Consider the following 18096-nt stretch of genomic DNA (forward strand, 5'->3'; position numbering starts at 1 on the left):
CCGCCCCCCGGCCGTGATCCCGGAAGGGAAACGCGGTCAGCCGGACAGGCGCCGGTGCCAGGCGACGGCGGCGGTGTCGGTGAGCGAGGCGATCTGGTCGATCACCACGCGGGTGCGGGCGGCGTCGCCGGACGCGGCGAGGAAGGAGGCCCGGAAGGCGGGCTCCAGGGTGTTCGGCGCGCCGAGCGTGATGAGCGCGGCCAGCTCGGCGATGAGCTCGCGCTGCCTGGCCTGGTTGGCGTGGTGGTCCTCGGTGGTCATCACGTAGTGGGCGGTGACGCCCTTGAGCACGGCGCACTCCAGTTGGGTGGAGCGGGGCACGATGAGGTCCACCCGGTGGCGCATGCCGTACGCCTCCTTGGTGGCGGTCTGCGCGGAGCGGCAGAACCTGCCGATGAGGCCGCTCGTGAGGGCCTTGAGCCCGGCCAGGTCGGCGAAGGTGGCGGCGAAGCCGCGCGGCCAGAGCGGGTCGGCGATCAGGCGGCCGAACGCCTCCTCCAGCTCGGCGCAGTCGGCGTCGGGGGCGTACCAGGCGCGGGCCAGCTCGCACACCTGCCGGCGCTCCTCGGGCGAGCGCAGCGCCTCGGGGGTGACGTGACCGGAGTGCAGCGCGTCCTCCAGGTCGTGGACGGAGTAGGCGACGTCGTCGGCCCAGTCCATGATCTGCGCCTCGAAGCTGACCCGGCCGGGCGGCGCGCCGTCCCTGATCCACTCGAACACGGGCATGTCGTCGTCGTAGACGCCGAACTTCGGCGACACCTCACGGGGCCACGGGTACTTGGTGGCGGCGTCCAGGGCGGCCCTGGTGAGGTTGAGACCGGCGCTGCGGCCGTCCTCGGTGAGGACCTTGGCTTCGAGACGGGTGAGCAGCCGCAGGCTCTGTGCGTTGCCCTCGAAGCCGCCGCAGCCGGCGGCCAGCTCGTTGAGCGCGACCTCGCCGTTGTGGCCGAACGGCGGGTGCCCGAGGTCGTGGGCCAGGCAGGCGGTCTCGACCAGGTCGGGGTCGACGCCGAGGACGGCGCCCATCTCCCTGCCGACCTGCCCGCACTCCAGCGAATGGGTCAGGCGCGTGCGCGGGATGTGCTGACCGGCGCCGACGACCTCGAACGGCCCCACCACCTGGGTCTTCGCGGCCAGGCGGCGCAGCGCGGAGCTGTGCAGGACCCTGGCCCGGTCGCGCTCGAACGAGCCACGCTCGGGGTTGCCGGGCGGCTCGGGCACCCAGCGTGCCTGGTCGTGGTCGTCGTAGCGGGTCATAAGTGCAGTGATTTTATCCACTTTCCGGACTCCGCTAGTGTCAAGTTTCGCGAGAACCCCCTTCCCCGGGAGCCCTCCCCCATGACCACTGCGTTCCGTGCCGTGCTGGCCTTCACCCTGCTCGCAGGGTTCTACGTGCTGGTCGGTTTGATCGTCGGGGCTGCCGTGCTCCTCGACGTGATGCTCATCGTCGACTTCCACGCCAACACGTTGAAGGCGGCGATCGTCCTGACCCTGGCCGCCGGGGCGCTCGTCCGCGCCCTCATCATGGTCAGCCGGCTGAAGGGCGGCGAGGAGCCGGGCGTCTCGGTGACCCGCGAGCAGGAGCCGGTGCTCTGGCAGACGGTCGAGGACCTGGCCCAGCGGGTGCGCACGGCCCCGCCCGCCGAGATCCGCCTGGTGCCCGAGGTGAACGCGGCCGTGTCCGAGGACACCCGCTTCCTCGGCCTGAGGGCGGTCAGGCGGCGCATGTTCATCGGCCTGCCGCTGCTGCAGACGCTGACCGTCGACGAGATGCGGGCCGTGCTCGGGCACGAGCTGGGCCACTACAGCGGCGCCCACACCCGCCTCGGCGCGCCGATCTACCGCGGCAGGGTGTCGCTCATCGCCACCGTGCAGGGGCTGAACGGCCACCCGCTGATCCAGCGGCTGTTCACCGCGTACGCGAAGCTCTACCTGAGGATCTCCCAGGGCATCTCCCGGCGGCAGGAGCTGGAGGCCGACGAGATGGCCGTGGCGATCGGCGGCCGGCCGGCCATGTCCGAGGCGCTGCGCAAGATCCACGGCACGGCCGCCGCCTGGGACGTCTACGCGCAGACCTACCTGTCGCTGACGGGCGCGGGCGGCCTGCGCCCGGCGTCCGTTTTCAACGGCTTCCACGCGCTCATGAGCGACCCGGCGCGGCAGGCGGAGGTCGCCGGGCTCGCCGGGCGGCCGGAGGAGACCTCGCCGTACGACTCGCACCCGAGCCTGGCGGATCGGCTGGCCGCGATCGAGCGGCTGCCCGAGCCGCCGCACGTGCCCGACCCCCGCTCGGCGCTCACGCTGCTGCGCGACGCGGGCGTGGCGGCGCACGCGGTGGAGCAGTCGATGTGGACCCCGGAGGCGCTGACGACGCTGCGGCCGGCCTCGTGGGAGGAGGTCGTGGAGCGCGGCATGTTCGCCGCCCGCAACGCCGAGGCGCTGCACGACCTGGCCGTGGCGGGCCAGCGCGTGGTGGGGGCGGGCCGGCCGTACCTGGACGCGGCGTTCGAGGCCATCGCCCGGGGCCGGCAGGAGGAGCTGGCGGTGCGGCTGGCGGAGCTGGGCTGGAGCCCCTCCCCCACGATGCTCGCCGGGGTGCTCGGACAGGCGCTGGAAGGCGTGCTCATCGAGCACGGCCAGGCCCGGTGGACGCTGTCCTGGTCGGGCCCGGCGCGGCTGCTGTACGACGACGGCGAGGAGGTGGCGCTGGCCGAGTACGCGGCCCAGGTGGCCGCCAACCCGCCGGCCGTGGCCGGGCTGCGCAAGTGGCTGGGCGACCACGGGGTGCGCCACGACTACGTGCCGGTCCCCGACGAGGACCGGCCCGCGCCGGCGCCGGGCCTGCCCGCCTGACCGGCCCGCCTGACCGGCCCGGGCGCGGTTCTGCCCGGGCCGCCTCGCGTCAGCGGGTGTCGGAGTCGTTCTGGCTGAGCGCGGCCCGCCCGGCCTCCAGGCGGGCGACCGGGATGCGGAACGGCGAGCAGGACACGTAGTCGAGCCCGGCCTCGTGGCAGAAGTGCACCGAGTCGGGGTCACCGCCGTGCTCGCCGCAGATGCCGAGCTTGAGCCCCGGCCGGGCCGCGCGGCCCTCGTCGGCGGCGAGCCGCACCAGGCGGCCGACCCCGTCGCGGTCCAGCGTCTCGAACGGGGAGACGCCGAACATGCCGAGCTCCAGGTAGCGCGAGAAGAACGCCGCCTCCACGTCGTCGCGGGAGAAGCCCCACGTCATCTGCGTCAGGTCGTTGGTGCCGAAGGAGAAGAACTGCGCGGCCTCGGCCACCTGGCCGGCCGTCAGCGCCGCCCGCGGCGTCTCGATCATCGTGCCGATGAGGGCGTCCACCCCGGCCTCGGCCAGGATGCCGGCCGCCTCCTCGCGGACCGCCTCCAGCTCCTGCACGGCGGCCACGAGCGGGATCATGATCTCCGGCCGGGCTCCGGGCACCTCCTCGGCGGCCTGAGCGATGGCCCGTACCTGCATGGCGAACAGGCCGGGGATCACCAGGCCGAGCCGTACGCCGCGCAGGCCCAGCATGGGGTTCTGCTCGTGCAGCCGCTTGACGGCGGTCAGCAGCGCGCGGTCCTTGTCCGACGCCTCGCCCGCGCCCGCGTCGGCGAGCGCCACGCGGACCGACAGGTCGGTGAGGTCGGGCAGGAACTCGTGCAGCGGCGGGTCGATGAGGCGGATGGTGACCGGCAGGCCGTCCATGGCCCGGAAGATGCCGGCGAAGTCGGCGCGCTGCAACGGCTCCAGCGCGTCGAGCGCCGCCTGCCGCTCCTCCTCGCCGGAGGCGAGCACGAGGTCCTCGACCAGCCGGCGCCGCTCGCCGAGGAACATGTGCTCGGTGCGGCACAGGCCGATGCCCTGGGCGCCGAACCGGCGGGCCCTGGCCGCGTCCTCGGGGGTGTCGGCGTTGGCCCGCACGCCGAGGCGGCGCTTCTCGTCGGCGTGCCGCATGATCCGGTCCACGGCCCGCACCAGCGAGTCGTCCTCGCGTACGGCCTCCTTGCCCTCGAAGTACTCGACCACCGGCGAGTCCACCACCGGCACCTCCCCGACGAACACCTCGCCGGTCGTGCCGTCGATGGAGATGACGTCGCCCTCCGAGACGGTTACGCCGCCGGGCGCGGCGAACCGCCGCTCCTCGATCGACACCTCCAGCTCCTCGGCCCCGCAGACGCAGGTCTTGCCCATGCCGCGGGCGACGACGGCCGCGTGCGAGGTCTTGCCGCCCCGGCTGGTGAGGATGCCCCGGGCGGCGATCATGCCGGACAGGTCGTCGGGGTTGGTCTCGCGGCGTACGAGGATGACGTCCTCGCCCTGCCCGGCCAGCTCGACGGCGCGCTCGGAGGAGAAGACGGCCTTGCCGACGGCCGCGCCGGGCGAGGCGTTCATGCCCTTGGCGATGCGCGACTTGGCGGCGTCGGCGTCGAAGCGCGGGAACATGAGCTTGGCGAGCTGGTCACCGGTGACGCGGGTGACGGCCTCGTCGATCGAGATCAGGCCCTGGTCCACGAGCTGGGTGGCGATGCAGAACGCGGCGGCGGCGGTGCGCTTGCCGACCCGGGTCTGCAGCATCCACAGCTTGCCGCGCTCGATGGTGAACTCGATGTCGCACAGGTCCCGGTAGTGGTTCTCGAGCGTGGCCATGATCTCCAGCAGCTCGTCGTAGCAGCGCTTGTCGAGGCGCTCCAGGTCCTGCAGCGGGATCGTGTTGCGGATGCCGGCGACAACGTCCTCGCCCTGCGCGTTCTGCAGGTAGTCGCCGTAGACGCCCTGCTGGCCGGAGCCGGGGTCGCGGGTGAAGGCGACGCCGGTGCCGGAGTCGTTGCCGCAGTTGCCGAAGACCATGGCCACGATGTTGACCGCGGTGCCGAGGTCGGCGGGGATGCGCTCCTGCCGGCGGTACAGGATGGCGCGGGGGGCGTTCCATGAGTCGAAGACGGCCCTGACGGCCAGGCGCATCTGCTCGCGGGGGTCGGCGGGGAACTCGCGGCCCGCCTGCTCGTGGACGATGCCCTTGAACGTCTCGACGAGGCCCTGCAACTCGCCGGCGTCGAGGTCGGTGTCCTCCCGGTCGCCCTTGAGCCGGTCGAGAGCCCCCTCGAAGTGCGCGCCGTCGATGTCGAGCACGGTCTTGCCGAACATCTGGATGAGCCGCCGGTAGGAGTCCCAGGCGAAGCGTTCGTTGCCGCCGGCCTGCTTGGCCAGGCCGTGGACGGACTCGTCGTTGAGGCCGATGTTGAGGACGGTCTCCATCATGCCGGGCATGGAGAACTTGGCGCCGGAGCGGACGCTGACGAGCAGCGGGTCGTCGGTCTGGCCGAGCTTCCTGCCCATGGCCTGCTCCAGCTCGTCCAGGTGCCGCTCGACCTCCTCCTGGAGGCCGTCGGGCACCGTGCCCTCGGCGAGGTAGTACCGGCATGCCTCCGTGGTGATCGTGAATCCGGGAGGGACGGGCAGCCCCAGATTCGTCATCTCGGCGAGGTTCGCTCCCTTGCCGCCGAGAAGGTCCTTGAGATTTCTGTTGCCCTCGGTGAAGTCGTAAACGTACTTGGCCACCACAGCTCCAATCAACGCCTCTGCCGGGGACTCTACCGGCGAGAATGATGAAGAAACCGCACTCATCGGTTAAGTCATCGTTTCCCCTGATGGGAGGGGTGTCACCGGTCTAATCCAATTAATATTCCGTTGATCGGGAAATTGGTTTATACCAGTGGTTTACACCAATTCTTGGGAAAGACCGGGGGCCTGCGCAGAATCAGGTGATCCTCTGTGGGAGGGGCTCATGGCCGCGCTCCTCACGCTGTTCCACGAGCGGGCCGCCGGGAGGGTCCACGCGCCGGTGCGCGCGCTCACCGTGCCGTGGCGCCGCGACCGCCGAGCGCACGGATGAACGTCACGGGCCCGTCAGTGAACAGCGGCCCTTCAGCGGGCCGGGCGCGGGCCCCTCGGCGGGCCGGGCGCGGGCCCCTCGGCGGGCCGGGCGCGGCTCCTGCCGTGGGCCGGGACGGCGACGGCCGGGGGCTCGTGGGGAGCCGCCCGGCCGTCGTGTCGTGCCGTGTCGTCGTACGGTGTCGTCGTACGGTGTGTCGTCGTACGGTGTGTCGTCGTACGGTCGTGCTGTCGTGTCGTCGTGCTGCCGTGCGCGTCAGTCGTTGAGGTGCTGGCGCAGGTAGGACTGGACCTGGTCGAGGCTGATGCGCTCCTGGGCCATCGTGTCGCGCTCCCGGATCGTCACCGCCTGGTCCTCCAGGGTGTCGAAGTCGACGGTGATGCAGAACGGCGTGCCGATCTCGTCCTGGCGGCGGTAGCGGCGGCCGATCGCGCCCGCGTCGTCGAACTCGACGTTCCACCGGCGGCGGAGCTGGGCGGCCAGGTCGCGGGCCTTGGGCGACAGGTCGGCGTTGCGCGACAGCGGCAGCACCGCGACCTTGACCGGGGCGAGCCGGTGGTCGAGGCGCATGACCGTGCGCTTCTCCATGACGCCCTTGGCGTTGGGCGCCTCGTCCTCGGTGTAGGCGTCGAGCAGGAAGGTGAGGGTCGCCCGGTCGACGCCGGCGGCCGGCTCGATCACGTACGGGACGTAGCGCTCACCGGTGTCCTGCTCGAAGAAGCTTAGGTCGACGCCGGACGCCTTGGAGTGGGCGGTCAGGTCGAAGTCGGTGCGGTTGGCGATGCCCTCCAGCTCGCCCCACTCCGAGCCGGCGAAGTTGAAGCGGTACTCGACGTCGACGGTGCGCTTGGCGTAGTGGGACAGCTTGTCCTTCGGGTGCTCGAAGAGCCGGAGGTTGTCCTTGTTGATGCCCAGGTCGGAGTACCAGCGGAAGCGCTCGTCGATCCAGTACTGGTGCCACTCCTCGTCGGTGCCGGGCTTGACGAAGAACTCCATCTCCATCTGCTCGAACTCGCGGGTGCGGAAGATGAAGTTGCCCGGGGTGATCTCGTTGCGGAACGACTTGCCGATCTGGCCGATGCCGAACGGGATCTTCCTGCGCGCCGACTGCTGCACGTTGAGGTAGTTGATGAAGATGCCCTGCGCGGTCTCGGGGCGCAGGTAGGCCAGGCCCGACTCGTCCTCGACCGGGCCGAGGTAGGTCTTCAGCAGACCGCTGAACTGCCGCGGGTCGGTGAAGGCGCCCTTGTTGCCGCAGTTGGGGCAGGTGATGTCGGCCAGGCCGTGCTCGGGGGCGCGGCCGTTCTTCTCCTCGTACGCCTCGAGGAGGTGGTCGGCGCGGAAGCGCTTGTGGCAGGACTGGCACTCGGTGAGCGGGTCGGTGAAGGTCTCGACGTGACCGCTGGCCTGCCAGACCTCGCGAGCCAGGATGACGCAGGAGTCGAGGCCGACCACGTCGTCGCGCGCCTGGACCATCGACTGCCACCACTGGCGCTTGACGTTGTTCTTGAGCTCGACGCCCAGGGGCCCGTAGTCCCACGACGCACGCAGACCGCCGTAGATCTCGCTCGACGGGTAGACGAGCCCGCGGCGCTTGGCGAGGCTGACGATGGTGTCCATGACGTCTGTACGGCGTGCCATGTGGTTGGGTCTCTTTCCGGCTGGAGGTCGGCGAGGGGATGGATGAGCTCCCAGCTTAGGGGACGTGGCGGGCCCCTCGCGCGGGAGTAGTTGCTACGCCCGGTCTTGTAGGTAAACGTCCTCGAACGCGCTCGGTTCGTGGACCATGAGGATCATCAGTGGATACATCGCCATTCTGGCGGCCGACAGGGCACGGCGGTAGAAACCGGCCCCCTCCCACTCGCTGACCAGGGCCCACAGGTTGGGCTCGTCGACGGAGCGGGCCAGCCTGCCCCGCACGTAGCCGGGCTGGCCGGCGAGGGTGTCGAGGATGGCGTGCCCCTGCTTGATGAAGTCCTGGGACTGGGACTCGGGAACGGTGTAACGGATGACGGCGAGCACGCACCCAGGATGTCAGAGGATCTCCCGGGCCCGCGCCGTTCCCGCGGCGCTAGGCTCGGCCCGTGGCCACCAACGGCAGAGGGCACGGCAGAGGGCACGGCAAGGGCGCAGGCGCGGGCAAGGGGGCGGGCGGCATGACGGGCAAGGTGAGACGGCCGTTGCCGCCGGGCGAGGGGTTCTTCACGCCGGGCGCGACCGGCCTGCGCCAGGCGGTCGAGGCGCGTAGCGCGGTCCCGATGACGTTCCTGTTCACGCAGGTCCCCCGATGGGTGGCGCCCGCCGCGCTGGTGATCCTGCTGCTGGCCGGGTTCGCGGTGGCCAATCCGCTGGGCGGCGTGGCCGTCGTGCCGGTGATCGCCTTCGTCGGCTGGCTGGCGTACCTGTCGTGGCCGTCGCTGGGGGTGGGCGGGAAGCTGCTGCGGGTCGCCACGCTGACCTTCCTCGTGCTCCTGGCGGCGACCCGCTTCGGCGCGTTCTGACGAGCTCCCGGGAACGGCTTTCCCAGGGCGGCGGCAGGTGGCGCGTCCCTACGGCAGCAGCGTGCAGTGCGGGAGGTTGCCCGGCAGGCGTTCGCCGTCCGCGCCGATGGTGGCGGTCCGCACCAGCAGCTCGCCGCCGACGAACGCGCCGCGCCACGACGCCCCGAGCCCGCCGAACAGCTCCTCCCGGTCGCCCCGCGAGCGCGGCCGGTTGTGCCCCACCTTGAACGCCCGCACCTCCGGCGCCAGGCGGTGGAAGGTCTCCTCATCCTCCTGCGGACTCTGCGGCAAGGCGGCGCTGGAGGCGGTGCGCACGGTCGCCCGCTGGAGCGCCGGGGACGAACACACTCCGCTCCCTACGTTCCTCAGTCCAGGCGACGGCGCTCCCTGCTCATCGCCCCCGCTCCGCGGAGGCGGCTCGGTCGCTCACACCCGCCGCCTTCCCTCGTCACTCCAGTCGCTCCGCTCCCTACGCTCCTCAGTCCAGGCGACGGCGCTCCCTGCTCATCGCCCCCGCTCCGCGGAGGCGGCTCGGTCGCTCACACCCGCCGCCTTCCCTCGTCACTCCAGTCGCTCCGCTCCCTACGCTCCTCAGTCCAGGCGACGGCGCTCCCTCGCGGGGGGATTTTGACAACCATTTTCATTTTGGCGCATACTGGCTCGCATGATGTCAGGATTGTCCCGGTCGTACGCTGTCGGTCTGCTGGCCGGAGCCACCCTCCTCACCGCCACCGCGTGCGGAGCCGGCTCTGCGGAGACCGGCTCCGCGGCGGGCGGCGGCAAGCCCGCCGTGGTCGCGGCCTTCTACCCCCTCCAGTGGCTCAGCCAGCAGGTGGGCGGCCCCGACGCCGCCGTGAGCGTGCTGACCGCCCCCGGCGTCGAGCCGCACGACCTGGAGCTGGGCGCCCACCAGATGGCGGAGCTGGGCGAGGCCACGCTGACCGTCTACATCAAGGGTGTGCAGCCCGCCGTGGACGACGCCGTGGACCCGGAGCGCGCGTTCGACGCGGCCACCGCGGTCACCACGCTCCCCGCCGGCGACCACGGCGCGGAGGCCGGCGAGGAGGGACACGACCACGAGGTCTCCTACGACCCGCACCTCTGGCTCGACCCCTCGCGCCTGGCCACGGTCGCCGTGAAGCTCGGCGAGCGGCTCGCGGCGGCCGACCCGGCGCACGCCCAGGGCTACAAGGACCGCGCCGCCGCGACGGCCGCCTCGCTCGGAACGCTGGACAAGGAGTTCGCCCAGGGCCTGACGACCTGCCGAACCCGTAGCCTGGTGACCGCCCACGAGGCGTTCGGCTACCTCTCCGACCGCTACCACCTCAAGCAGGTCGGCATCACGCTCGACCCCGACGCCGAGCCCTCCCCCGCCCGCCTGGCCGAGGTCGCCAAGCTGGCCAAGGACGAGAAGGTGACCACGATCTTCACCGAGTCGCTGGCCAACCCCAAGGTCGCGCAGGTGCTGGCCGACGAGGTGGGCGCGAGGACCGCCGTGCTCGACCCGCTGGAGAGCAAGCCGTCAGGCGACTACCTGTCCGCGATGCGGGGCAACCTCACCACCCTGCGCACGGCACTGGGATGTGGAGCATGACCATGAGCCAGATCACGCAGACCGCCCGTACCTCGGACGCCGCGGACGAGAGCGCCTTCTCGATGACCGGCGGGCGGGTCACCCTCGACCGGCGGCCCATCCTGCGCGGCGTCGATCTCACGGTCCGCCCCGGCGAGGTGGTCGCGGTCATGGGCACCAACGGCTCCGGCAAGTCGACGCTGGTGCGGGCCCTGCTCGGCCTGATCCCGCTCTCCGGCGGCCAGACCCTCCTGTACGGCCGGCAGCCCGCGCGGTTCCGCGACTGGTGGCGCATCGGCTACGTGCCCCAGCGGCTCCAGGTGGGCGGCGGCGTGCCCGCCACGGTCCGCGAGGTGGTGGCCTCGGGCCGGATCGCGCGGCAGCGCCGGCTGCGCCGTACGAGCCCGGCGGACCGGGCCGCGGTGACGGACGCGCTGGAGGCCGTGGGCCTGTCGTCGCGGGCCGGCGACCCGGTGCAGGAGCTGTCCGGCGGCCAGCAGCAGCGGGTGCTGATCGCCCGCGCGCTGGCCGGCGAACCGGACACGTACGTCATGGACGAGCCCACGGCCGGCGTCGACGCCGAGACGCAGCGCCTGCTGGCCGACACGCTCGCCTCGCTGGCGCTGCAGGGCCGGACGATCGTGCTGGTCGCGCACGAGCTGGGCCCGCTGGAGCCGCTGATCACCCGGGGCGTCGTGGTGCGCGACGGCCTCGTCGTCCACGACGGCGCGCCGCCCCGGCCGGAGGGCGAGTGCGCCCGGCCCGGCCACGAGCACGTCCATCCGCACGCGCCGGACGAGCGCGCCGCGGCCGAGGTCCTCGGGCGCGGCGCGTGCGCCGGGCCGCTGACGAGCTGGCAGGGAGAGGCATGATCGAGCTGCTGCAGACGGACTTCTTCCGGCTGGCGCTGATCGCGGCGCTGCTGGTGGGGCTGTGCGCGCCCGCCGTCGGCACGTTCATCGTGCAGCGGCGCCTGTCGCTGCTCGGCGACGGCATCGGGCACGTGGCGCTGACCGGCGTGGCGCTCGGGTTCCTGACCGGCGCCGAGCCGGTGCTGACCGCCGTCGTCGTGTCCGTCGCGGGCGCCGTGGCGATCGAGCTGGTCCGGGCGCGCGGCCGGACGAGCGGCGACGTCGCGCTGGCGCTGCTGTTCTACGGCGGCATCGCGGGCGGCGTCATGCTCATGGGCATCGCTCCGGGCGGCAGCAACGCCAAGCTCACCTCCTATCTGTTCGGCGCCATCGCCAGCGTCACGCCCCAGGACATCTGGATCATCGGCGCGCTGGCCGTGGCGGTGATCGCGGTGGTGGCGATCTTCGGCAGGGAGCTGTTCGTGCTGTGCCAGGACGAGGAGATGGCCCGGGCGAACGGCCTGCCGGTCCGCTTCCTCAGCCTGCTGATCGCGGTCACGGCCGCGCTCACGGTGGTCATCGCCATGCGCGTGGTGGGCCTGCTGCTCGTCAGCGCGCTGATGGTGATCCCGGTGGCCACCAGCCAGCAGCTCACCAGGGGCTTCCGCTCGACGATGGCGCTGGCCATGGTGATCGGCGTGGTGGCCGCGGTGGGCGGCCTGCTGGCCTCCTCGCTGTCGAGCCGGGTGCCGCCCGGCGCCGCGATCGTCCTTCTCGCGCTCGGCGGCTTCGTCCTGGCCCTCGGTGTCGGTAGATTCGTACGCCGGGGCCGTGTCCGGGAGCCGGGCGTACAAGAGGATCCCACGCCTGTCAGGGAGGCTGTATGAGCACGAGACGCGATGCCGTGCGCGACACCCTTCGCCGGAGCGAGGGGTTCCGCAGCGCGCAGGACGTCTACGCCGAGATGCGCCAGCACGGCGCCAAGATCGGTCTGACCACGGTCTACCGCGCCCTCCAGGCGCTGGCCGACGGCGGCGTCGTCGACGTGCTGCGCACCGACGACGGCGAGTCGGTCTACCGCGCGTGCGCCAGCGGCGACCATCACCACCACCTGGTCTGCCGCCGGTGCGGCCACACCGTCGAGGTCGCGGGCCCGGCCGTGGAGCGCTGGGCCGAGACGGTCGGCAGCGAGCACGGCTTCACCGAGATCACTCACACGGTCGAGGTCTTCGGCACCTGCGCGTCCTGCTCGTCCTCCGTCCGGGCCGGCTGAGCGCCGCGCGAGCCGTACAGGACGCCGAGGACGATCACCGCGCAGCCGGCGAGCTGGAGGGGCGAGGGCCGCTCGCCGAGCGTGGCCGCCGACAGCGCCACGGTGGTCAGGGGCTGCACGAGCAGCAGCAGCGCCGTGAGCGCGGCCGGCTGCTTCGGCAGCGTGTACGTGATGAGCGACCAGCCGAGCACCTGGGGCCCGAGCGCGAGCACCAGCAGCCAGCCGTGCGCGGGCCAGGACGGGGTGAGGTCGGCGCCGCCGAAGACGGGGCTCAGGGCTGCGATCACGACCGCGGCCACGGCGGTGGCGTGCGCGAGCGGCCCGGCGGCCCGCTGGGAGGCGCCCTTCATCAGCAGCAGGAACCCGGCGTACGAGACCGAGGTGGCCACGCCGGCGAGCACGCCCATCACCGGGTCGGAGCCGTAGGCGGCGCTGTCGAAGACGCCCGAGATGAGCGCCACCCCGGCGAACACCACGGGGCAGGCGACCATCAGCCGCCCCGAGGGCCGCTCGCGGAAGAGCGCCCAGGCGGCGAACGCGACGATGAACACCTGGAGGTTGCCGAGCACGGTGGCCAGCCCGGCACCCACGTAGGCGATGGCGTGGTGCCAGAACAGCAGGTCCAGGGCGAACAGCAGGCCGGCGGCCCACGCGACGGCGACCGCCCTGCGCGGGAGCGGGCCGAGCCTGCGGCGTTCCAGCCAGGCCAGGACCACCATGGGCGGGACGGCGTACGCGCACCGGAAGAACGCCGAGGTGGCGGGGGCGACGTCGGCCAGCCGGACGAGGGGGGCGGAGGTGGAGATGATCAGCGCTCCGGCGATCGCGACCAGCACGATCCGGCGATGTGACCCCACGTGATGCCCCCGATCGCGTTCACTGGAGATACGCTGCGTCCACGCTAGAATGGGCGCCAGACAGGAGTCAACATGCCGTTTGGCCATGACATGGTCTACTCGCTGGCCACGGTCGTCGAGCTGGTCAACACCTCGCCCTCGACCGGCGGCGACGACCGGCTGGCCGACCTGCCCACGCTCCAGGCGTTCGTCGAGGCACGGCAGGTCAGCGGCATCACCACGCTCACGGCGCGCGACCTCGGGCAGGTGCGGCTGGTGCGGGAGGCGTTCCACCGGGTGTTCACGGCGCCCGACCAGCCCTCCGCCGTGCGCCAGCTCAACGCGCTGCTGTCCGAGACGCGGATCACGCCCCGGCTGACCGAGCACGACGGCCACGCGCTGCACGTCCACTACTTCGCGCCCGACGCGACGCTGTCGGAGCACCTGGCCGCCGACTGCGGGGTGGCGCTGGCCCACCTGCTCGTCGAGGGCGAGTGGGAGCGGCTGCGCACCTGCTCGGCGCCCGACTGCGACCGGGTCTTCGTCGACGAGTCGCGCAACCGCTCGCGCGTCTACTGCGACAGCCGCACCTGCGGCAACCGCATGCACGTCGCCGCCTACCGCGCCCGCCGCCGCGCCTGACCGATCCGGCGCCTGACCGATCCGGCCTGTGACCGATCCGGCGCCGGGGTGGGCAGAGCGGCTAGCGCTCGGTGTCGCGGTCGAGCACCGGCTTGACGTCCAGGACGGGCGTGCCGTCCAGCGCCTCCAGGTCGCGCACCCGCAGCCGCGTCCCCTCGACGGCGAGGACGCCCACCCGGTGCAGCCCCACGGGGTTCGGCCGGTCCGGCGAGCGGGTGCTGAAGACGCCCTGCCGCGGCCTGCCCGCGTCACCGCGCGGATGGACGGACAGGACGTCGCGGCGGGCCCGGTCCAGCCAGGTCAGCACGATGATTACGTCGCCCGGGCGCAGATCGGCCAGCCCCTCGCGCACCCGCTCCTCGAACACCAGCCACGCCTCGGGTGAGCCCTCGTCCCCCTGCTTCGGCGCCTGGTCCCGGTCGGTCAGAGGCGACTCGACCCAGCCGATCGGCGCCACCATGTACGTGTCCATGCTCATGGCCTCACTCCGTGAGGGGGCCCGGTCGCTCACTCCCGCCGCCTTCCCTCGCCTGGCTCGCTCAGACCTGGTTCGGGACGGCCCCGCCGTAGCGCCTGTCGCGCTTGGCGTAGACCTCGCACGCCTCCCACAGGTCGCGGCGGTCGAAGTCGGGCCAGAGCCGGTCCAGGAACACCATCTCGGCGTAGGCCGACTGCCACAGCAGGAAGTTGGAGAAGCGCTGCTCCCCCGACGAGCGGACGAACAGGTCCACCGCCGGGATCTCCGGCTCGTCGAGGTAGCGGGCGAAGACCTTCTCGTCCACCTTGGACGGCTTGACCCGGCCCGCCGCGATGTCGCCGGCCAGCTTGACGGCCGCCTGCACGATCTCGGCCTGCCCGCCGTAGTTGACGCAGAACTGCAGCGTCAGCTTCCTGTTGCGCTCGGTCATCTCCTCGGCCGTCTGGAGCTCGGAGATCACGCTCTTCCACAGCCGCCCCGGCCGGCCCGCCCAGCGCACCCGCACGCCCATGGCGTGCAGCTCGTCGCGGCGGCGGCGGATCACGTCGCGGTTGAAGCCCATGAGGAAGCGCACCTCGTCGGGCGAGCGCTTCCAGTTCTCGGTGGAGAAGGCGTACGCGCTCAGGTAGGGCACGCCCAGCTCCAGCGCCCCCTCGATGACGTCGAACAGCGACGCCTCCCCGGCCTTGTGGCCCTCGGTGCGGGGCAGCCCGCGCGCCTTGGCCCAGCGTCCGTTGCCGTCCATGACGATGGCCACGTGTCTCGGCACCAGGTCGCGGGGGATGGGCGGCGGCGTGGCACCGGACGGGTGCGGGGACGGGGGTCGGACGTTCACACTGGCTCCCTTTCGACGTGTCGCAGAGAGCGTATTCCGTGTTCGAGGTGCCATTGCAGGTACGCGGCGACCAGGCCGCTGCACTCGCTGCGGTGGCGCTGCTCCGAGGCGTCCGCCTTCGTCCAGTCGCCGCGCAGCAGCGCCGTCATGAGCCCGATCGTCTCGCCCGCCGGGACGGCCGCGCCCGCGGGCCGGCAGGCGCCGCACACCACGCCGCCGGACACGATGGCGAACGCCCTGACCGCGGGGGCCTGGCACTTGGCGCACGCGTCCAGCGCGGGCGCGTAGCCGGCGACGGCCAGGGAGCGCAGGAAGTAGGCGTCGAGCACGAGGCGCGGCTCGTGGCCGCCCTCCGCCAGCGTGCGCAGCCCGCCCACCAGCAGCAGGAACTGGCGCAACGCCGGCTCCTTCTCCCCGTGGGTCAGCCGGTCAGCGGTCTCCAGCATCGCCGTGCCCGCGGTGTAGCGCGGGTAGTCGGCGGCCAGCGGCTCGCCGTACGGCCTGATCGTCTCGGCCTGCGTGACGACGTCGAGCGTGCGGCCCGTGTGGAGCTGCAGGTCGACGTGCGTGAACGGCTCCAGCCGGGCGCCGAAGCGCGAGGTGGTGCGCCGCACGCCCTTGGCGACGGCGCGCACCTTGCCCGTGCGCTTGGCCAGGATGGTGACGATGCGGTCGGCCTCGCCGAGCTTCTGCGTACGCAGAACCACGCCTTCGTCACGGTAGAGGGTCACTCGCCCATCTTATGGCCGCACGCTCTATCTGTTACGGGACCGCGTCGATGACGCGACTCTGCGCGACTCTCATTAGACTCAGACGCCTGTCCCCCGCAATATCTCACGTTCATCCCCCCGCAACTTGCCTCGAAAGGGAGTCATGACCCGCGTGGTCCTGCTGGGCTCTTCGCCCGGCCCCGACACCGCTCCTACCGGCCTGAGGCTCGCGGCCCTGCCCGGCGCCCCGACCGTGGCAGAGCGACTGCGCAGCCAGATCCTGTCCCTGGATCCGCGGCCGGCGACCATCGAGTCCGGCGACGTCGCCGCCGCCCTGCGCGCGCTGGCCGACGTCGCGGAGTCCGCGACGGAGAGCCTCCTCATCCTCCCCGCCGACTCGTTGATCCACGACGAGCTCATCTACCAGATCACCAAGACCAAGCGCGGCGCGCTGGCCCTCATCGCCAAGGAGCCCCGGCCGGAGACGACCGACGAGGCGGCGGAGGAGACCGTCCCGATCGACGAGGCGGAGCCGGAGATCAGCCTGCGCCGCTTCGAGGGGCTGCCCGTGCGCTCCCGCGTCGGCAAGTCGAGGGTGGTCTCCGTCGGCACCGCCCACCACGCGGTGACCCGGCCCAACACGGTGATGCTCGGCCCGCTGCACGTGAGCACCCGCAACGCGCCCGTCCTGGCCGAGGCGTGCCGCGAGATGGCCGGCATGGCCCACCTGTTCGGCGAGGACGACGACCTGGTGCAGCTCCTGGTCTTCGGCCTGGTGCGCAAGGGCGTGTCGGTCGGCGTCCGCGGCCGGCGCGACCTGTTCTACCGCCGCGTGACCACCCAGGAGGAGGCGGCCGAGGCCGTCGCCGACATGTCCGGCTTCGACGAGGACCGGGCCCGGCTCAACAACGCGGTCAAGGGCGCCGACGGCTTCTTCACCACGTACTTCGTCTCCACCTACTCCCGCTTCATCGCCCGCTGGGCGGCCCGGCGCGGGCTGACGCCCAACCAGGTGACGCTCATCTCCATCACGCTGGGCGTGCTCGCGGCGGCCTGCTTCGCCACCGGCGACCGGCCGTGGATGGTGCTGGGCGGCGTGCTCATCTACTTCGCGTTCGTCTTCGACTGCGTCGACGGGCAGGTCGCCCGCTACGCCCGCAAGTTCGGCGTGCTCGGCGCGTGGCTCGACGCGACGTTCGACCGGTTCAAGGAGTACGTCGTCTTCGCCGGCCTGGCGGTCGGCTGGGTCGTGTCGGGCAACGGCGAGGAGATCTGGATCCTCGCCCTGGCGGCGCTCGGCCTGCAGTCGGTGCGCCACCTGCTCGACTTCTCCTACGGCGTCGCCAACCGCCGCAAGCCGCCGGCCCAGCTGCCCACGCTGCCGCTGACCGCGCCCGACGACCGCGACCTGCGCAAGGCGCTGGAGCGCCGCCGGATCGAGCGCAGCACGGGCATCCGGGGCGTGCTGAAGATGTGGTCCAAGGCCGGGCGGTACCGCGCCGTCCACTGGGCGCGTAAGATGATCGTCTTCCCCATCGGCGAGCGGTTCGCGGCCATCGCGATCACCGCCGCCCTCTTCGACGCCCGCATCACCTTCCTCACGCTGGTGATCTGGGGCACCGTCGCCGCCGTCTACACCCTCACCGGACGCCTCATGAGGTCGCTCGCATGATCACCTATCCGCAGGCCGCCGCCACCCCCACGCCGGACCCCGACGAGGAACGCCGCCGCATCCAGACCGCCCGCCTGCTCGCCTACCGCGACGACGGGCCCCTCGTCCACGCCCTGTCCGGCCGCCTCGGCAAGGGCCTGCCCCCGGTCCCCGCCACGCTGGCGGCGCTGGTGGCGGTCGCCGTCATCGCCGCGACCGGCCTGCTGACGTCCGGGCCGATCCTGCTGCTGCCCGTGCTGGTCGTCGTGGTGCTCGTGCTGCCGACCGCGCCGCGCAACCACCTGGGCCGCCTCGACTGGCTCACGCCGCCGCTGCTGCGCGGCGCCGAGTTCCTCACCATCATCGCGGTGGGCCTGGCGGCCGACGCGCCCAAGTGGCTGCTGTTCGTGCTGGTGTACGTGGTCGGCTACCACACCTACGACACCGTCTACCGCACCCGGCAGAGCATCTGGCCGCCCGCCTGGGTGTTCTACGCGGGCCTCGGCTGGGAGGTGCGGCTGCTCCTCATCGGCGTCGGCGCGGCGCTCGGCTGGGCGACGCTGGTGCTGGCCCTCCTGACGGCGTACCTGTTCGTGCTGTTCGCGGTGGAGAGCGTGACGAGCTGGGTGCGCCTGGACAAGGCGTCTGCCCAGGCGGGCGCCGAGGCCGAGCAGGACCTGGAGGCGTCGCCCGAGGACGCCCTGGAGGCGGCCACCGGCGAGGCCGAGAAGGCCTAGCCCCGACCCACTCCCGGCGAGGCCGGGGGCCGGGGGGGGGCCCCCCCCCCCGCCGTGGGGGTGCCGGGCACCCCCCCCCCGGGGGCGGGCGCGGTCCCCCCGGGCCCGGGATTTT

Annotated in this window: 17 protein-coding genes and 1 pseudogene; 9 read left to right on the forward strand and 9 right to left on the reverse strand. The window is 72.4% G+C overall.

Translation table 11 applies throughout. The annotated features are described in order from the left end of the window. Positions 1–36 precede the first annotated feature (36 nt). Positions 37–1257, reverse strand: a complete 1221-nt coding sequence (locus ACIBG4_RS29680; RefSeq protein WP_355438022.1) for a deoxyguanosinetriphosphate triphosphohydrolase — start codon at positions 1255–1257, stop codon at positions 37–39. An 81-nt stretch (positions 1258–1338) separates the two neighbouring features. On the opposite strand from ACIBG4_RS29680, the gene ACIBG4_RS29685 reads away from it, so the two are divergent. After that, positions 1339–2853 carry a M48 family metalloprotease gene (locus ACIBG4_RS29685; RefSeq protein WP_397204619.1) on the forward strand — a complete coding sequence of 505 codons (1515 nt, stop codon included), beginning with the start codon at positions 1339–1341 and terminating at the stop codon, positions 2851–2853. Positions 2854–2902: 49 nt separating this feature from the next. Here the strand turns inward: ACIBG4_RS29685 and ppdK are convergent, their stop codons facing one another. From ppdK to ACIBG4_RS29700, 3 genes are all read right to left on the reverse strand, one after another. After that, complete coding sequence (gene ppdK / locus ACIBG4_RS29690; RefSeq protein ID WP_397204620.1) at positions 2903–5560, reverse strand: pyruvate, phosphate dikinase; 2658 nt, start codon at positions 5558–5560, stop codon at positions 2903–2905. Positions 5561–6149: 589 nt separating this feature from the next. After that, on the reverse strand, positions 6150–7535 hold the full coding sequence (locus tag ACIBG4_RS29695; protein ID WP_397204621.1) for a glycine--tRNA ligase: 1386 nt from the start codon (positions 7533–7535) through the stop codon (positions 6150–6152). 93 nt (positions 7536–7628) lie between these two features. Further along, positions 7629–7916, reverse strand: a complete 288-nt coding sequence (locus tag ACIBG4_RS29700) for an antibiotic biosynthesis monooxygenase (protein WP_355438014.1) — start codon at positions 7914–7916, stop codon at positions 7629–7631. Positions 7917–7978: 62 nt separating this feature from the next. Here ACIBG4_RS29700 and ACIBG4_RS29705 point away from each other — a divergent pair, with 62 nt between their 5' ends. Continuing rightward, a complete protein-coding gene (locus tag ACIBG4_RS29705; RefSeq protein WP_397204622.1) occupies positions 7979–8395 on the forward strand; it encodes a DUF6703 family protein in 417 nt (138 codons plus the stop codon). A gap of 48 nt (positions 8396–8443) precedes the next feature. Here ACIBG4_RS29705 and ACIBG4_RS29710 read toward each other — a convergent pair. After that, positions 8444–8656, reverse strand: a pseudogene (locus ACIBG4_RS29710) (aldehyde dehydrogenase); the annotation flags it as partial. Positions 8657–9059: 403 nt separating this feature from the next. Between ACIBG4_RS29710 and ACIBG4_RS29715 the strand changes: the two are divergent. The 4 genes from ACIBG4_RS29715 to ACIBG4_RS29730 are packed head-to-tail and all read left to right on the forward strand — an operon-like array spanning position 9060 to position 12092. Beyond that, positions 9060–9989 carry a metal ABC transporter substrate-binding protein gene (locus ACIBG4_RS29715; RefSeq protein WP_397204623.1) on the forward strand — a complete coding sequence of 310 codons (930 nt, stop codon included), beginning with the start codon at positions 9060–9062 and terminating at the stop codon, positions 9987–9989. A 2-nt stretch (positions 9990–9991) separates the two neighbouring features. After that, entirely contained in the window at positions 9992–10840 is an 849-nt protein-coding gene (locus tag ACIBG4_RS29720) for a metal ABC transporter ATP-binding protein (protein WP_397204624.1), read from the forward strand. Then, complete coding sequence (locus ACIBG4_RS29725; RefSeq protein ID WP_397204625.1) at positions 10837–11706, forward strand: metal ABC transporter permease; 870 nt, start codon at positions 10837–10839, stop codon at positions 11704–11706. Before ACIBG4_RS29720 ends, ACIBG4_RS29725 begins: the two co-directional genes overlap by 4 nt. After that, entirely contained in the window at positions 11703–12092 is a 390-nt protein-coding gene (locus ACIBG4_RS29730; protein ID WP_397204626.1) for a Fur family transcriptional regulator, read from the forward strand. The genes ACIBG4_RS29725 and ACIBG4_RS29730 overlap by 4 nt, the downstream gene beginning before the upstream one ends. On the opposite strand, the gene ACIBG4_RS29735 is transcribed toward ACIBG4_RS29730, so the two are convergent. Continuing rightward, positions 12032–12949 carry a DMT family transporter gene (locus ACIBG4_RS29735; protein ID WP_397204627.1) on the reverse strand — a complete coding sequence of 306 codons (918 nt, stop codon included), beginning with the start codon at positions 12947–12949 and terminating at the stop codon, positions 12032–12034. The two genes, ACIBG4_RS29730 and ACIBG4_RS29735, sit on opposite strands and share 61 nt — an antisense overlap. Before the next feature lie 72 nt (positions 12950–13021). Between ACIBG4_RS29735 and ACIBG4_RS29740 the strand changes: the two genes are divergently transcribed. Beyond that, a complete protein-coding gene (locus tag ACIBG4_RS29740) occupies positions 13022–13570 on the forward strand; it encodes a CGNR zinc finger domain-containing protein (protein WP_310710339.1) in 549 nt (182 codons plus the stop codon). Between the two features lie 61 nt (positions 13571–13631). Here the strand turns inward: ACIBG4_RS29740 and tsaA are convergent, their stop codons facing one another. From tsaA to recO, 3 genes are all read right to left on the reverse strand, one after another. Continuing rightward, complete coding sequence (tsaA, locus tag ACIBG4_RS29745; protein ID WP_397204628.1) at positions 13632–14048, reverse strand: tRNA (N6-threonylcarbamoyladenosine(37)-N6)-methyltransferase TrmO; 417 nt, start codon at positions 14046–14048, stop codon at positions 13632–13634. A gap of 61 nt (positions 14049–14109) precedes the next feature. Then, on the reverse strand, positions 14110–14883 hold the full coding sequence (locus ACIBG4_RS29750; protein ID WP_310710344.1) for an isoprenyl transferase: 774 nt from the start codon (positions 14881–14883) through the stop codon (positions 14110–14112). Continuing rightward, complete coding sequence (gene recO, locus ACIBG4_RS29755; protein ID WP_355437961.1) at positions 14880–15614, reverse strand: DNA repair protein RecO; 735 nt, start codon at positions 15612–15614, stop codon at positions 14880–14882. The genes ACIBG4_RS29750 and recO overlap by 4 nt, the downstream gene beginning before the upstream one ends. A 142-nt stretch (positions 15615–15756) precedes the next feature. Here recO and ACIBG4_RS29760 point away from each other — a divergent pair, with 142 nt between their 5' ends. After that, complete coding sequence (locus ACIBG4_RS29760) at positions 15757–17265, forward strand: CDP-alcohol phosphatidyltransferase family protein (protein ID WP_310710348.1); 1509 nt, start codon at positions 15757–15759, stop codon at positions 17263–17265. After that, on the forward strand, positions 17262–17981 hold the full coding sequence (locus ACIBG4_RS29765) for a DUF5941 domain-containing protein (RefSeq protein WP_310710350.1): 720 nt from the start codon (positions 17262–17264) through the stop codon (positions 17979–17981). The genes ACIBG4_RS29760 and ACIBG4_RS29765 overlap by 4 nt, the downstream gene beginning before the upstream one ends. Positions 17982–18096 lie beyond the last annotated feature (115 nt).

It is taken from the genome of Nonomuraea sp. NPDC050383 (assembly GCF_044459125.1).
In the GTDB taxonomy this organism is placed as follows: Bacteria; Actinomycetota; Actinomycetes; order Streptosporangiales; family Streptosporangiaceae; genus Nonomuraea.

Bases quoted from the DNA above. Each gene is read 5' to 3' on its own strand.
- ACIBG4_RS29685 (WP_397204619.1), top strand. From the start codon at position 1,339: ATGACCACTGCGTTCCGTGCCGTGCTGGCCTTCACCCTGCTCGCAGGG.
- ACIBG4_RS29715 (WP_397204623.1), top strand. From the start codon at position 9,060: ATGATGTCAGGATTGTCCCGGTCGTACGCTGTCGGTCTGCTGGCCGGA.
- ACIBG4_RS29695 (WP_397204621.1), bottom strand. From the start codon at position 7,535: ATGGCACGCCGTACAGACGTCATGGACACCATCGTCAGCCTCGCCAAG.
- ACIBG4_RS29680 (WP_355438022.1), bottom strand. From the start codon at position 1,257: ATGACCCGCTACGACGACCACGACCAGGCACGCTGGGTGCCCGAGCCG.
- ACIBG4_RS29720 (WP_397204624.1), top strand. From the start codon at position 9,992: ATGAGCCAGATCACGCAGACCGCCCGTACCTCGGACGCCGCGGACGAG.
- ACIBG4_RS29730 (WP_397204626.1), top strand. From the start codon at position 11,703: ATGAGCACGAGACGCGATGCCGTGCGCGACACCCTTCGCCGGAGCGAG.
- ACIBG4_RS29740 (WP_310710339.1), top strand. From the start codon at position 13,022: ATGCCGTTTGGCCATGACATGGTCTACTCGCTGGCCACGGTCGTCGAG.
- ACIBG4_RS29765 (WP_310710350.1), top strand. From the start codon at position 17,262: ATGATCACCTATCCGCAGGCCGCCGCCACCCCCACGCCGGACCCCGAC.
- ACIBG4_RS29725 (WP_397204625.1), top strand. From the start codon at position 10,837: ATGATCGAGCTGCTGCAGACGGACTTCTTCCGGCTGGCGCTGATCGCG.
- ACIBG4_RS29760 (WP_310710348.1), top strand. From the start codon at position 15,757: ATGACCCGCGTGGTCCTGCTGGGCTCTTCGCCCGGCCCCGACACCGCT.
- tsaA (WP_397204628.1), bottom strand. From the start codon at position 14,048: ATGAGCATGGACACGTACATGGTGGCGCCGATCGGCTGGGTCGAGTCG.